The 13,020-nt window shown below is 43.4% G+C and carries 14 protein-coding genes and 2 pseudogenes; 2 read left to right on the forward strand and 14 right to left on the reverse strand.

Features of this window, described 5'->3' with window-relative positions; translation table 11 throughout:
* Nucleotides 1–244 precede the first annotated feature (244 nt).
* The 12 genes and pseudogenes from wecB to DWX33_RS10725 all read right to left on the reverse strand — a co-directional run bounded on the left by wecB (nt 245) and on the right by DWX33_RS10725 (nt 9,800).
* Nucleotides 245–1,393: a non-hydrolyzing UDP-N-acetylglucosamine 2-epimerase gene (wecB, locus tag DWX33_RS10670; RefSeq protein WP_122380373.1), complete on the reverse strand. Its 1,149-nt coding sequence runs from the start codon at nt 1,391–1,393 to the stop codon at nt 245–247.
* A 10-nt stretch (nt 1,394–1,403) separates the two neighbouring features.
* The gene (wecC, locus tag DWX33_RS10675) at nt 1,404–2,612 is read right to left on the reverse strand and encodes a UDP-N-acetyl-D-mannosamine dehydrogenase (protein ID WP_122380374.1); all 1,209 of its coding nucleotides are present in this window, start codon (nt 2,610–2,612) and stop codon (nt 1,404–1,406) included.
* A gap of 212 nt (nt 2,613–2,824) precedes the next feature.
* Nucleotides 2,825–3,120 (reverse strand): annotated as a pseudogene (locus DWX33_RS22850) (hypothetical protein); the annotation flags it as partial.
* Between the two features lie 51 nt (nt 3,121–3,171).
* A pseudogene (locus DWX33_RS22855) lies at nt 3,172–3,435 on the reverse strand (hypothetical protein).
* A 116-nt stretch (nt 3,436–3,551) separates the two neighbouring features.
* Nucleotides 3,552–3,869, reverse strand: coding sequence for a hypothetical protein (locus tag DWX33_RS22380; protein WP_158595302.1), 318 nt, complete (start codon nt 3,867–3,869; stop codon nt 3,552–3,554).
* Nucleotides 3,870–4,150: 281 nt separating this feature from the next.
* The gene (locus DWX33_RS10695) at nt 4,151–5,449 is read right to left on the reverse strand and encodes a hypothetical protein (RefSeq protein WP_147425510.1); all 1,299 of its coding nucleotides are present in this window, start codon (nt 5,447–5,449) and stop codon (nt 4,151–4,153) included.
* Nucleotides 5,450–5,456: 7 nt separating this feature from the next.
* Nucleotides 5,457–6,056 carry a hypothetical protein gene (locus tag DWX33_RS10700; RefSeq protein ID WP_122380376.1) on the reverse strand — a complete coding sequence of 200 codons (600 nt, stop codon included), beginning with the start codon at nt 6,054–6,056 and terminating at the stop codon, nt 5,457–5,459.
* Nucleotides 6,057–6,377: 321 nt separating this feature from the next.
* Nucleotides 6,378–6,671 (reverse strand): type II toxin-antitoxin system YafQ family toxin, encoded by a 294-nt coding sequence (locus DWX33_RS10705; RefSeq protein WP_122380377.1) that lies wholly within the window; start codon nt 6,669–6,671, stop codon nt 6,378–6,380.
* Nucleotides 6,668–6,895, reverse strand: coding sequence for a hypothetical protein (locus DWX33_RS10710; protein ID WP_122380378.1), 228 nt, complete (start codon nt 6,893–6,895; stop codon nt 6,668–6,670). Before DWX33_RS10710 ends, DWX33_RS10705 begins: the two co-directional genes overlap by 4 nt.
* A 174-nt stretch (nt 6,896–7,069) precedes the next feature.
* The gene (locus DWX33_RS10715) at nt 7,070–9,004 is read right to left on the reverse strand and encodes a nucleoside-diphosphate sugar epimerase/dehydratase (protein WP_122380379.1); all 1,935 of its coding nucleotides are present in this window, start codon (nt 9,002–9,004) and stop codon (nt 7,070–7,072) included.
* A complete protein-coding gene (locus tag DWX33_RS10720; protein WP_057326175.1) occupies nt 9,001–9,237 on the reverse strand; it encodes a hypothetical protein in 237 nt (78 codons plus the stop codon). Before DWX33_RS10720 ends, DWX33_RS10715 begins: the two co-directional genes overlap by 4 nt.
* A 131-nt stretch (nt 9,238–9,368) precedes the next feature.
* On the reverse strand, nt 9,369–9,800 hold the full coding sequence (locus DWX33_RS10725) for a hypothetical protein (protein WP_009276205.1): 432 nt from the start codon (nt 9,798–9,800) through the stop codon (nt 9,369–9,371).
* Nucleotides 9,801–9,933: 133 nt separating this feature from the next.
* On the opposite strand from DWX33_RS10725, the gene DWX33_RS10730 reads away from it, so the two are divergent.
* Entirely contained in the window at nt 9,934–10,422 is a 489-nt protein-coding gene (locus tag DWX33_RS10730) for a DNA-binding protein (protein ID WP_122380380.1), read from the forward strand.
* Nucleotides 10,423–10,594: 172 nt separating this feature from the next.
* Nucleotides 10,595–11,005 (forward strand): N-acetylmuramoyl-L-alanine amidase, encoded by a 411-nt coding sequence (locus tag DWX33_RS10735; RefSeq protein WP_122380381.1) that lies wholly within the window; start codon nt 10,595–10,597, stop codon nt 11,003–11,005.
* Here the strand turns inward: DWX33_RS10735 and DWX33_RS10740 are convergent.
* Nucleotides 11,002–11,391, reverse strand: coding sequence for a hypothetical protein (locus tag DWX33_RS10740; RefSeq protein ID WP_048927193.1), 390 nt, complete (start codon nt 11,389–11,391; stop codon nt 11,002–11,004). The genes DWX33_RS10735 and DWX33_RS10740 overlap by 4 nt on opposite strands.
* Nucleotides 11,392–11,404: 13 nt before the next feature.
* Nucleotides 11,405–12,502, reverse strand: a complete 1,098-nt coding sequence (locus DWX33_RS10745) for a transcriptional regulator (protein ID WP_122380382.1) — start codon at nt 12,500–12,502, stop codon at nt 11,405–11,407.
* Between the last annotated feature and the right edge of the window lie 518 nt (nt 12,503–13,020).

Genomic DNA, 13,020 nt, shown 5'->3' on the forward strand with positions numbered 1-13,020 from the left:
AATAGGAAGCAAACACATTCGCCATCCGGTTACTTCCAAAGAACAACGAGCCATTCTGCTCACCTGCAAGGAGGCGTCTGATTCCCAAAGTTCTTCAGCTAATTGCCAACCTTATCCATCAGTACACTTCGGGGGAGAGTACTCCTCCGAAGTGGGGACATTTACAAGACTGTGCATACGACTCTGGACTTCCTTCGTATGCAGGAAGTTCCTCTGACAAATTATCTCTTCCGCATACTGAACTTTATAAGAAAGATATTATTCTTCCGCATGCCATTCCATCCCCATAAGGATTCACAGCCTTACTCATTTCCTCATAACGCACTTTATCACCCAACAAAGCAGAAACCTCATTTACAATCTTATCATAATCTGTTCCTACCAATTTCACCGTACCAGCTTCTAAAGCTTCCGGACGTTCTGTTGTATCACGCATCACAAGTACAGGCTTACCAAGTCCTGGAGCCTCTTCTTGAATGCCACCACTATCAGTCAAGACAATAGTCGATTTCTCCATTAAATAAACAAAAGAAAGATATTCCAAAGGCTCAATGAAAAACATATTCCCCAAATTGGACAAATCTTCGCCAAACACTTCATGAATAGGTTTACGAACATTGGGATTTAGATGCATCGGATAAACAAAGTCAACATCCGGATATCGCTTTGTAAGAGTCTGAATAGCCTTACACATAGAAATAAATCCGTCACCGAAATTCTCACGCCGATGTCCTGTTATCAAAACCAATTTCTTTCCCCCCTGCAAACGATTAACATCATAACCGGAAGTACGCAAAATTCCTTCCAACTCTCCATCAAGTTTCTCATCTTTCTTTATCTTATCTATAACCATGTAGAGCGCATCTATCACCGTATTACCAGTTACGATAATAGAAGTGGCTTTTACTCCTTCATTCAACAGATTCTGCTTGCTTAACGGCGTTGGAGAAAAATGGTAAGTGGCAATACGACCTGTTATCAACCTATTCATCTCTTCTGGCCAAGGACTATAAATATCATGAGTACGAAGCCCTGCTTCTACATGGCCTACAGGAATCTGTTGATAGAAAGCAGCCAAAGCCGAAGCGGTAGATGTAGTTGTATCACCATGAACCAAAACAACATCCGGTTGCGCATCCTTCAACACATCACGCATACCCGTCAAAACACGGGCTGTCACGTCGTATAAATCCTGCCCCTGTTTCATTATGTTCAAATCATAATCCGGAGTGATTTCAAATATACGCAATACCTGATCAAGCATCTCACGATGCTGCCCAGTGACACATACGATTGTTTTGAACTCTTGGGGATATTTCTGAAATTCCTTTACTAAAGGAGCCATTTTTATAGCTTCGGGACGAGTCCCGAAAACCAACATTACTTTCTTCATGCTACAACGATTAATCATTTTTATAGATTCCGCAAAAGTCAAGAATTACCTTCCGGTCATTATAAGGCAAAGTTTTAAATACCGAATGGGCAACCAGAAAAACGACTATGTCCGCTTTCTCATAAGCCTCTTTATAATCTGTAAGTTTAAATACATTATGTGTTTGCACATTAGGCTCTACAACCAATATATCCGCATTGTTACAACTTTGCATCACTTTCGTAGTGATATATTTAGCAGGCGCTTCACGCAAATCATCAATATCAGGTTTGAAAGCCAATCCCATCATGGCAACAGAGGGTTTGCGATGATGTTCCAACTCAAATTTAAGCATAGCATTTTGTACTTTTTCAGCACACCAGAATGCTTTATAATTATTGATTTCTCGAGCAGTAGATATTATCTTGGATTCCATAGGGAATTCTGCCGTGATGAAATAAGGATCTACTGCAATACAATGGCCTCCCACACCGCATCCAGGTTGAAGGATATTCACACGAGGATGTTTGTTCGCCAAACTTATCAACTCCCAGACATTGATTCCCGCCTTATCACAAATCAGAGAAAGCTCATTAGCAAAGGCTATCTGCACATCACGAGAAGAATTCTCAGTCAGCTTACACATTTCCGCCGTTTTAGCATTTGTCTTGTGCAGGGTTCCTTTGACAAACTGGCTATAAAACCCGATCGCTTTCTCCGTCGACTCAGGGTTGATCCCACCAATGACACGATCGTTATGGACCAGTTCATAAATGACATTTCCCGGTAATACACGTTCCGGACAATAAGCTATATAGATTTTATCTCTTAACTCCGGACGCAACTCAAAAATCAGCTCCGCCATCTTATCTGTAGTTCCCACTGGTGATGTAGATTCTATAACATATAAATCCCCCTCTTTCAACAAAGGAATCACGGCACGTGTAGCAGCCTCCACATAAGAAACATCGGGTTCATGATTTCCCTTGAAAGGAGTAGGCACAACCATGAAATAGGCATCACTCACTTCCGGAGTAGTAGAAGCCTTCAACTGACCAGAGGCCACAACTTCTTGGAGCATCTCCTCCATGCCCGGCTCAATGATATGTAACTTTCCTTGATTAGTCATTTCTACAACCTTAGGATTAATATCAACTCCAATAATCTGAATTCCGTGTTTAGCGGCAATAATTGCAGTGGGCAGGCCAATATAGCCCAACCCCATAAAACAAGCTTTCATTCTATTTTTCTATTAGTAAGCACTCTATTTAGGGCATACTCTTTTGAAAGGGCACTTTTCTGTGCCCTAAACCGAGTTTTGTTAATTAATTAGTTTTGAATTTAACATTGGCCAGTAGCCAAAGTGATTTTGCCAGGAACCATATTAACATAATCCCTGCACCCGTGTTCCGATGAAGTTCCAGATAGAACCGCCATGAAGCTTTACTGTTGCACCCAGATATAACACTTCTTATAATAATCATATTTATGCACCTTGCACCAGGTCTCATCGCAGTTCACTATCGAATCCTTTTCCAAGGCTATAGACTTCAATACACAAACCAGATCATCCAGATATTTTTTGCCTTTCTTAAGCCAGTTACGTAATGTGTTTTTAGAATACGACCGGGAATCTTTGTCAAATCTGATGGATGCTCTATCGCTTCTCCGGACACTCCCATCGTTTTATACCCATCGGGACGATTGGATAAATCACGCTCTTTCTTGGATGGATCTTTTATCTCTTGAGGTAACACTCAGCATAAACCCTCCAATTTATCTACCATACGAACTAAATCCTAGTAGCTTAAATTCTTTTGGGATAAATGTAAGCCATTGCAGACACGGATGTCAATCCATATACGAACTGGAGCGTCATTACCGCTTTTTGGTATGGCTGAGGTTGATCACTACTCTTTGTTTTTCCGAATGGCTAATCCCAGGAGCACCATCAATCTGAACTGTAACTACTTTTTTCCGAGTATCCTTGATACCATTTCTGAAAATATTATAAGGAACTTGTTCTTAACACAAAACGATTGGAGGGATTCCCCACGAGGCAAGGCCTCCGTCTAGTACTGAAAGTAAAACCTTTCAAGATCTTCACTGCTATACTTGATTATAAAAATTTGTTCCCGGCGAAGATATTCCTTTCTATTAATAGCCACTTTTTGACTGCTTACGGACATTTTACGAAGCAACTCTGGGCTACCAGCAAGTTATTGCTCTTTATCTCAACCAAGTCCCCATTTGGACCAGACAAAACCAAATGGGAAACTTGCCATACGGAAGGAATTATCTTTGCATCCAAAGAGAGAGAAATGAATCCGGAAGCTTCAGAAAAAGCTTCTTCCTTGCGCAGTGGATAATTCTTTTTATACTCAATGGGCCAATCATAGTCAATTCCTTCTTCCTTGCAGTATTTTCGCAAACTGCGACCATTACGATGCTGATTGTAGTCTTGCATCACTTTCTCAAAATATTCTTTCGTCTCCATTACAAATTATGTCTTGATGCGGAGGCGAAGATATACAGAATAGTACCTTACGCTATAATGGTCGTTTACCGGCCAATGTATAGCACTTTGGAAAGATCCCAAAAGAAACCTTATTCCTTTTACAAAAAAGACTGAACGGACACGCCTTGGGGCAACGACTCCACCGGATGCTGAAAATAAAATCGTCCTAATTATTCGCCGCCATGCGTGTTTCCTATGTTTTTTCGCAGCGAAGGTGTATGTGGTTTAGATATAAAATACTTTTTGGCTCTTAAATTTCACTAATCATTTAAACGTTTCCTGCGATATTCTCTAAAAGCCACCACATCAATGCCTTTCTTCCGACAAAAATCCACAATTTTAACACCTTTCAAATCCGTATATTCTTGATAATGCCTTTCAAAAACGCTTATTTCTTCCTCTTTACTTCCTGCAGATTTTGAAGATAGGATGCTTTCACAAAAATCTTTCAGTCGGGGTGTTAAACTATTAACAAATTCATCCTGCTCCCTCTTGGTCATCCTTGCTGTCTTCTTCGCATGTATATACAAAGAATTGTAGCATAAGAATGGGAAAAGGAATGGAAACACAATACCGTTAAGCAACGCAAAACATAATACGGAATATTTCATCCATAAAAAATTCTCATAAGGAATCAATAAGGATTTAAAAGAATGATCGTAATCCACAAATAAATGAATCACAATCGCCAAAAGAAATGACAAAATAAATATAGCGACAAAATGCCCTACCAAAAACAAATGGGAATAATCCTCTTCATCAAAAAAGCAATTTACCCTCGAATATCCCTTGATAAGAACCGGGATAGACAGACCGACAACCAGAATAAACATCGAAATTTTAGAATTGCAATGAGCCGCCAATAGAAAGCATACTACAAAGAATAGCAAAAAACAGGCCAACCGTAAGGTGAAACTTTTACTACATCCCCAATGCCTCACCAGTAAGGAGATCTCATTCCATCTCTTCATCAGCCGCTCTGGAATGAATGTTTTTTCTCGCTTTTTATACCCAGCTCGATGTATTACAAAAAACTTTATCCAGATAATCAACCAAAACAAATAAGAATAAAACGTGAACAGTGCCATTCCGGAAACGAGCCACTCTTTACCGACAAAATGGACACGCAATAATTCATCAAACACAAAGATTACAAGACAAAAAAGGAAGGAATACAACGGAGCCAAGAATTGCTCCTCCGACTTTTTTATCTGCTCAAAAAGTTCATCCTTCTTGAACTCCACGTTCATCGTGTATTGCGCTTTCAATTCATTTTCCTTAACGGAGATTTCACGCAAGATTTGAACTCCCTTGTTATTCAGTTCACTTTCCACATTCGCATTACCAAGAAAATACTGTAGCAATTGTATTGAATCCGGCAACTCCATGCTTGTATTCTCTTTTAACTGCCTAATCTGTTTTTCAATCCGCTCTCGGATCCCTTTCAAAACCGAAACAATAAAATTACTACTATCCTGTTCTGAAAAAACACATAGGATTGTAAGGGTCGCGATCGTTCCTAAAAAGGTTTGGCTATCTCCTAAAAAAATCGATTCCATCTTTATATCATACCAATTGTACAGGAACTGCAAATCGGCTTAAATTGCTATAGATTGTTTTTATCTGGTGATAATAGCGAGCATCGTTCATTGTACAAATGGCTGAATGTTCTACTTTATCTTGCTCTATCCGGACAATTTGCGTATCTGTATAAGTAAAATGAGACAAGCCTTCTTTTGAAGTCAAATTGTCCCCTAATGCATTGAGTTCGATTTGCCCCTTTTTCAAAGCTTTCATAAACAATTCTTTTGTAACAAGATCGTCTACAAAATGACCTTTATGATCTGATGATATATCGTTCTCCAAAATAATATGGAGTGTCTTTTTCTCATCCGACAAAAAACAAGCGAGACTATCATACATGCATCGCATAACTTTTTCGCCATCAGCTGGTCCACAATCTTCTTTTACATATTTGGCAAAACTATGTCGCAAAACCGACAATTCCCCACAAAACATGTAGATATGTTCTGATTTATCAAGCATAAAACGAAAAATCGTAGCGTTATGGGAACGATCCGTATTGAAACGATTAGATTCTTGTCCACTCTTATAAGCGTCATCCAAACTTCGATAGTATGCCTCTATTTCCTTAAATGTTGCCATTGTTATGTCGTCACAGATTATCTGTGACAAAATTAATTATAAATACTATACATAATACAACTATCAGAACTGTTATATAACAGCAAACACTCAAATTAGGGTACACTCCTTTGAAAGGACTCTTTACCGTGCCCTGAACTGCGTTCTGTTAAAAATAAATCCTGATTTTAGCCATTGGCCACCGGCCAATGAGATCTTATCGGGGATTAAATCCGGAGAGTCTCAATTTGGACACCCTTGCAATACGTTGTTCCCGCAAGCACTTGAGAGCCCCATCTATTTAATCCCTCCTGAAAATATCCTGCGTATAAACCTTCCCCTCTATGTCATCCAAGCAACTGTCATAGCGGTTGATGCAAGTTCCGAATGGCTTCCTACCCTGATTATTTTTATTGCGTCATCATCAATCCACACAAGAAGGAAATCTCCCTGTATGTGGCATTCAAGGCATCCCGCATATTCACCTTTTAATTCGTGGACATGATAAGTAGAATCAAGCACCTCGTTATTTGCGAGTTTAAATAGCAAATCAGTCAAAAGGTCTATCTTTTTTGAATCGCCTTGTAGACGCTTTATGTCCTTTTTAGCCTTTTTAGTAAATACAATGCGTTTCATAACGCCATGATAGAAGATTTCAAGGTCTCTTTCGATGAAACGTCCAATTCTCCAGCGAAGTTTCCTCGCTTGGCCTCCTTGATAGCTTCTATCGTTTTTTTGTTAGGGATCGAAGCGGTTTCTTTTTTCACTGTCACGCTTATCACCCCACGAAACATCTCCACAGCTCTCTTCAAATCAAGAAGCTGCGCATTGTCCTCAACTTCCAAAATCAACTGTGCCATAACATTACCTCCATATTATATGGAACAAAAGTACTCACTATTTTGAAAAGGACAAATCATTCTTCTACTTTTCTGCTTATTATTAACTATTTATATATTTATTCACTTCAGATTTTCTTCGCTCTGACATGCTCAATCTGCTCTAAATTCTCGTAAGCAGTCATTTTTCCTTCCTCAATCCAACTCCTCAAACCGAGAGTTCTGGCTCTTGAACTCAGGCACGAAGGCTTTCATCTCCCTCACCATCGAGAATATCTGAACACGGAGGGACAATTCAGTTAATACATTGATATGTTCTACTACGTTCTTATAATCGTACTTGCGTACAGCTGCCACCCGAATCTTCTCGTGAGGAGTCTCTTTCGTATTCTCCTTGTTGTTCAATAGCTCCTCATATAGTTTCTCGCCGGGGCGGAGACCAGTATACTTAATCTCGATATCCTTGTCTACCTGCAACCCGGACAGTTCAATCATGCGCTTCGCCAAATCCGCAATCTTCACCGGCTCTCCCATATCGAAGATAAAGATCTCACCGCCCTTGCCCATTGTACCGGCCTCTAATACCAGACGGCAAGCCTCCGGGATGGTCATAAAGTAACGGATAATATCGGGATGGGTGACCGTCACTGGACCTCCTTGAGCGATTTGTTCACGGAAACGGGGGATAACCGAACCGTTGCTACCCAATACGTTTCCAAAGCGAGTCGTAATGAAACGCGTCTCGCCTTTCACCTCTCCTCGCTCAATCGCAAGGCTCAGACTCTGTACGTAGATCTCGGCCAAGCGTTTGCTACATCCCATGATGTTCGTGGGGTTCACCGCCTTATCCGTACTGATCATCACAAATTTCTCCACGCCATAGCTTACAGCGGCATCCGCCATCACACGAGTACCGAACACGTTTGTTCGGATCGCCTCGCAGGGGTTCTCTTCCATCAAGGGGACATGCTTGTAGGCCGCCGCATGGAACACCACTTGGGGGTGCCAGTTGCGGAACACATAATCCACACGGTCCGGGCTGCGAACATCGCCGATCACCGGAACAAAGTTCAGTTCCTTGTATTTCTCTTCCAATTCCAAACGAAGATTATGCATCGGAGTCTCAGCGGAGTCGAAGCAAACCAACTTCTTAATCGGGAAATGAGCCAGCTGGCGACAGATCTCGCTACCGATACTGCCGGCGGCTCCCGTGACAAGCACGGTCTTCCCTTCCAACAGATTGCCGATCTCATCCAGATTGATATGGATCTCCTCACGACCTAGCAAATCCTCGATACGGATCTCTCGAACGGAACGCTTCGCCTCACCTCCACGTAGCTCCTCCATCTCCGGGACTACCAACGTCTTCAAGGAGGCCTGCTCGCAATAACGGATCAAACGGTCACGCTCCTGATGGGCAACCTTTATATTGGGGAAGAGAACGCCATCCAAGCTGTTGCGAGGGATCAAGCGATACAGATCCTCCACGTTCTCGATCTGGTAGACCGGTAACTCCGCGATCCGGATGCTTTTCTTGGAATTGCCAAAGGAAAGGAAGCCCATGATGCTATAATTCTGCATGAATACCTGACGGTTCGCCGATGTGGCGATCATCACGCTCTCCTCCTCCGTGCCAAAGACCAGTACCCGCTTGCGTTTCTTGCCGAGTTGCAGGAGGACACTGTTATAGACATTGATCACGAAGACACGCAACGTGACCAACATCACGATCGTCAACGTACTGTCCATGATTCCACCCAACCAATAGATAGAAGGGCTGAAACGGGCTTTCAACAGCCAAAGCAGCAGGAACATCAAGAGCGACTTGCCGATCGCAGCACCACCGATCCGCCACAAGCCACGCAGCGTAGAATGGCGAATAACCCCATGATATGCTTTGAACAGCAAGAACGAAACGATACTGCCCACAAATGAGGAGAGGCCTACTTTCAGCACATCAGACTCTCCTATACGTATATGCAGAATGGAAAACATTCCTAGTACGCCCAGCAACGACACGGAGAGCGAGACGAAAAGGTCCGCACTAAAAATGATCCAACGGTTGATATACCGCAAATTCACCAGACGGCCTAAGGCCAATCGCCATCTGCCCTTATGAAAATCCATCATTTGTATTTTGTTTGTTTTATATTCAATGCCCTAACTTTTCCCAACGGCGGTGCCTGTGACTCATGGCGTCCCGAAGTGGCGGGCGTAATACAGCTTTCCGTCCGCAAGATCGTACCATCACCTTGGTGGATGATTTGGATCGCATGGGTTGCATTGGGCAGGATCTGCACATTGCAACCGTAGATATGGAAGACGAAACGTGCTTGTTCCGCCCGCTCATGGTTTTCTGTCATATCGTAATTTTTTCAGTAAGGTTATCACTTTTCGTTTCCCTTGGAAAACGAGGTATATATGAATTGCCCTGTGAAGTATATATCAATTGCCTAACGCAGTATATATCCTCGGGCATATGCAGTATATCTTCTCAAAAACGGCCAGTTGAACGGTGTCTGAGACGACTGCTCCACGCATCGTTGATACGGGCACGGATGTTGCTGACGCTTTTACCCTTCGTGATTCGGGGGGTGATGGGTAGAAAGAGGCGGATGAAACGCTCTTTGACCATCTCCTCGGGGGTTATTTTCGGCTCGTTCTCTTGCATGACCAGAATGACTTGGGCCAACTCGGTAACCGTCCGGCACTCGACGATCTGCGCAAGATAGCGTTCCAGATCCTCTTCTTTATTTATATAGGCACGAAAACGGATCGTTTCAGGCATGAGACCGGATCTACCGTCCCCCTCTTCTTGGGAGGTCTCCCCGCAATATTCTCCCACATAGAAGTTCTGGATGGCTTCCGTGGCGTTGGGGAGTATCTGGTTGTTGCCGCCGTGTATGGTAATCGTTATATCAGACATAAGGTATATATGAATCGTTTGTCAATGAAAAGTAAACAGTTTGTCAACGGTTATCAACGGATTTGATTTCGCTATCCGGGGGTTGTACTTTCGCATTGTCAACAATAAGTTTAATCTTTTAAAAAAAAGAAGTATGATTAATTATTCAACTTACATGTGGAAAAGTCCACTGGATGAGACAGCAAAGGAACAGGCGTATGCCAAGAACCAAGTGACGAAAGTGATGAGTTTCGATGATTTCGTGAAGCACATCTCAGATCACAACGGTGTTTTCACACGCGGCACGGTAAAAGGAGTGGTAAGCGACACCTGCTCATGTCTGGTGGAACAATTGCTGAACGGCTACAAGGTACAATTCGGCGAACTGGGAATCTTTAGCATCTCCCTCACCTGCGAGCCGGCCGCTACACTCAAGGAGTTCACCAGCGACAACATCAAAGCGGTAAATCTCCTATTCACCCCGGGAGTTGACTTCGAGAACCTACGTTCCAAAGCGGAGTTCCACCTGGTAACCAGCCGTGCGGTCCAAGCCGCCTCGCTGAAGGCGGTAAAGGAGAATAAAGACACGGTGGACTTGGCTGCGTTGAAGAAAGGAGACTCAGAATCTCCCGATGAGATCTAAATCCTACCATTGAGAAATACGGCTCTCAAACCATGAAGCTTATTTTATTCATTTATTTAAAGACTACAAGTATGAAAAAAACAAATTGGAAGAGCGTCTTGCTCTACATCATCCGTATTGTCGAACTGGTCATCACCGGTGCTGCCGGTGGAGCCGCTAGCGGTTGGATCGGATGAGAACCATCACGCTGATTATCGTGCATTGCTCTGCCAATAGGCAGGGCAGCACTTTACGGATGATGGACATCGACCGTCTGCATCGCTCTCTCGGCTGGAATGGCTGCGGATATCACTTCGTTATCCCGACCGATGGTACGATCGAGACCGGTAGGCCCCTTGAACAAGTGGGTGCTCACTGTAAGAACCACAATCGGTACAGTATCGGGGTTTGCTATATCGGAGGACTCGCCAACGATGGAAAGACTCCCATGGATACCCGAACGGAAGCCCAACGAGAAGCCCTACAGGGTTTGCTTCGTGAATTGCATCAGCGATTCCCCAAAGCCCTAATCGTGGGACATCAAGACTTGGACCCGTCGAAATCCTGTCCCTGTTTTAATGTCGTGAACGAGTTTTCCGATTAGTTTAACGCAGGGAGTCCCTTCACCTCCCTCGTATGCCACGCTTGGTAGGCGGGAGCGGAGAGTTCAGGTACAGTCAATAACTTGTAATCTGCCCCGTTCTGCTTAGCTATATGTTTTCGTTCATACAAACGAAGGGAACGATCCGTTACGGAAACCATGACAACCGGAAAAGGATAAGCGTACAGGCGCATCGGCGTGATCTCACTATCCGGAAAGGCACGACGCAATTGATAAGCGGAACGTTCGAACGCGACCCAATAAGATCCCGTACAATATAAATGGATCGAGGTCTGATTCGCACACTCACGATCCATGATCTCTCTCAAATGCCCTTTCAGCAATAGCATCAAACGGATACCGGAGGGAGTTTCGCTTTCCTTTCTCATGACAGTCTACTATTTAATGTTTTAGCCAAATATCGTAATCGTGTAAACGCTGTATCAACAAGGCCTTGCTTCTCTTAGGCGAAGGGTCATCCCTCCAGGGATCTACCAGCTCATGCGCCATACGGTAATACAGGTTGCTATTCGTGCAGCCGTAAAGCGTGACGAGCAGTAAGGCACGAGAATTCACAGCCTTAACCAATGGAAGCATATTGCGTAGGGTGGAATGCAAGCGTTCAAACTCCTCTTCCTGATCCAACAGCTTATAGGCCGGAAGGAGTAATGAGTAAACCTTGCAACGCATCACGTCGGTCTCCACACGAAGGGAAGCATAGCCCTTCAGCACCTCACGAACCAGAAGTTCGTCTTCCTTTTCCAATTTGCCCGAGAGATAATAATGCCCCAACGCCTTGTGCATACCTTCCGATAAACGCTCGTTATCCAAATGGGTATAAACGTGCTTGCCTTTCGTATTCAACTCGATCAGCTCATACTCGCCTTGCCTTACCTCAAATAGAGGAACCCACATACAGTCAAGGATACGTACCATGACATCCTTATGACCTCCACCCGGTTGCACCACCACCTCAGCTTCCATCCCCATGAAAGAACCCGAGGTGATACGTACACGGTCACCTTTCAGCAAGCGACCGCTATCCGGTACGTACACCGGAAGCTCATTGGAATAAGATTCAGCCATCCAGCGTAAGGTCTCCATCTCATGATCTGACAGGTAAGGGAAATAAGAGTGTTCGCCCACGGATACCCGAGGAAGAAGATTATACAAAGGCATGATACGTTTCAAACGGAAAATCTCATTCTCCGAAGCATGGATAAACACATAGTTGTATAAAAGAGGCTTCCTCGTATTGACCATCTTGCCTCCCACCTTGCGAGCCTCGACATACGAGGGGGCAAAGTACTCGAACAAGGGTTCCCCACAACGTTTACGACGGGAAAGCTCGGCATCTAATCCTTTTGACGAATAGATATTATCACGTCCCCCTATGGCGGTAGGAAGCGTCAGTACGTACCAGCGTACAGCCTCCTGACTACGGCGATTGCGTATATGCACCATAGCTCTATCAGAGCTATTACTTGTCATGATATTCATTGAGGAAGATAATTCAGAGCCTTATCAAGATATCATTGTAATACCCTGATAAATAAATACTTATATGAAAACAAAAAGGAATTACTGAAAATTTGCATCCCTTCAATACTCATGCTACTTGGCGAGTAGCGTCATTTCATGCTGCAAATGTAGTAAAAAATAACATAACACAAGCAAACATTAGGCTTTGTTTGTGTTTCAACCTTGATTCTCTTTAAATCTTCGTTCTTATTTCTGATGTATAGACATGGCAATAGAAACGAAATGGCCTCGTATTCCCGAAATCATCACGTTATCCGAAGTAAATTCTACATGATGTATGTAGAGACGGAGCGTGCTCCGTCTCCCATCGCCTGATAGTAACTTAAAATACCATTTTGAGAGGATGAGACGGAGCACGCTCCGTCTCTACAACTAAGGGATATTCTTTTACTCCTCTTGTTAAGGCTACTCGCCAAGTAGCGTACTTTTCTTCACCCTACTTTCGGCGCATAATTATACACACTCTCGAAACAAAG

Source organism: Parabacteroides sp. AF19-14, from assembly GCF_003635485.1.
GTDB classification, from domain to species: Bacteria; Bacteroidota; Bacteroidia; order Bacteroidales; family Tannerellaceae; genus Parabacteroides; species Parabacteroides distasonis.

What these genes read in the sequence shown, in the direction of transcription:
- DWX33_RS10695 (WP_147425510.1), bottom strand. Translation starts at nt 5,449, where the DNA reads ATGGAATCGATTTTTTTAGGAGATAGCCAAACCTTTTTAGGAACGATC.
- wecB (WP_122380373.1), bottom strand. Translation starts at nt 1,393, where the DNA reads ATGAAGAAAGTAATGTTGGTTTTCGGGACTCGTCCCGAAGCTATAAAA.
- DWX33_RS10735 (WP_122380381.1), top strand. Translation starts at nt 10,595, where the DNA reads ATGAGAACCATCACGCTGATTATCGTGCATTGCTCTGCCAATAGGCAG.
- DWX33_RS10725 (WP_009276205.1), bottom strand. Translation starts at nt 9,800, where the DNA reads ATGTCTGATATAACGATTACCATACACGGCGGCAACAACCAGATACTC.
- DWX33_RS22380 (WP_158595302.1), bottom strand. Translation starts at nt 3,869, where the DNA reads ATGGAGACGAAAGAATATTTTGAGAAAGTGATGCAAGACTACAATCAG.
- DWX33_RS10700 (WP_122380376.1), bottom strand. Translation starts at nt 6,056, where the DNA reads ATGGCAACATTTAAGGAAATAGAGGCATACTATCGAAGTTTGGATGAC.
- DWX33_RS10705 (WP_122380377.1), bottom strand. Translation starts at nt 6,671, where the DNA reads ATGAAACGCATTGTATTTACTAAAAAGGCTAAAAAGGACATAAAGCGT.
- DWX33_RS10715 (WP_122380379.1), bottom strand. Translation starts at nt 9,004, where the DNA reads ATGATGGATTTTCATAAGGGCAGATGGCGATTGGCCTTAGGCCGTCTG.
- wecC (WP_122380374.1), bottom strand. Translation starts at nt 2,612, where the DNA reads ATGAAAGCTTGTTTTATGGGGTTGGGCTATATTGGCCTGCCCACTGCA.
- DWX33_RS10710 (WP_122380378.1), bottom strand. Translation starts at nt 6,895, where the DNA reads ATGGCACAGTTGATTTTGGAAGTTGAGGACAATGCGCAGCTTCTTGAT.
- DWX33_RS10720 (WP_057326175.1), bottom strand. Translation starts at nt 9,237, where the DNA reads ATGACAGAAAACCATGAGCGGGCGGAACAAGCACGTTTCGTCTTCCAT.
- DWX33_RS10745 (WP_122380382.1), bottom strand. Translation starts at nt 12,502, where the DNA reads ATGAATATCATGACAAGTAATAGCTCTGATAGAGCTATGGTGCATATA.
- DWX33_RS10740 (WP_048927193.1), bottom strand. Translation starts at nt 11,391, where the DNA reads ATGAGAAAGGAAAGCGAAACTCCCTCCGGTATCCGTTTGATGCTATTG.
- DWX33_RS10730 (WP_122380380.1), top strand. Translation starts at nt 9,934, where the DNA reads ATGATTAATTATTCAACTTACATGTGGAAAAGTCCACTGGATGAGACA.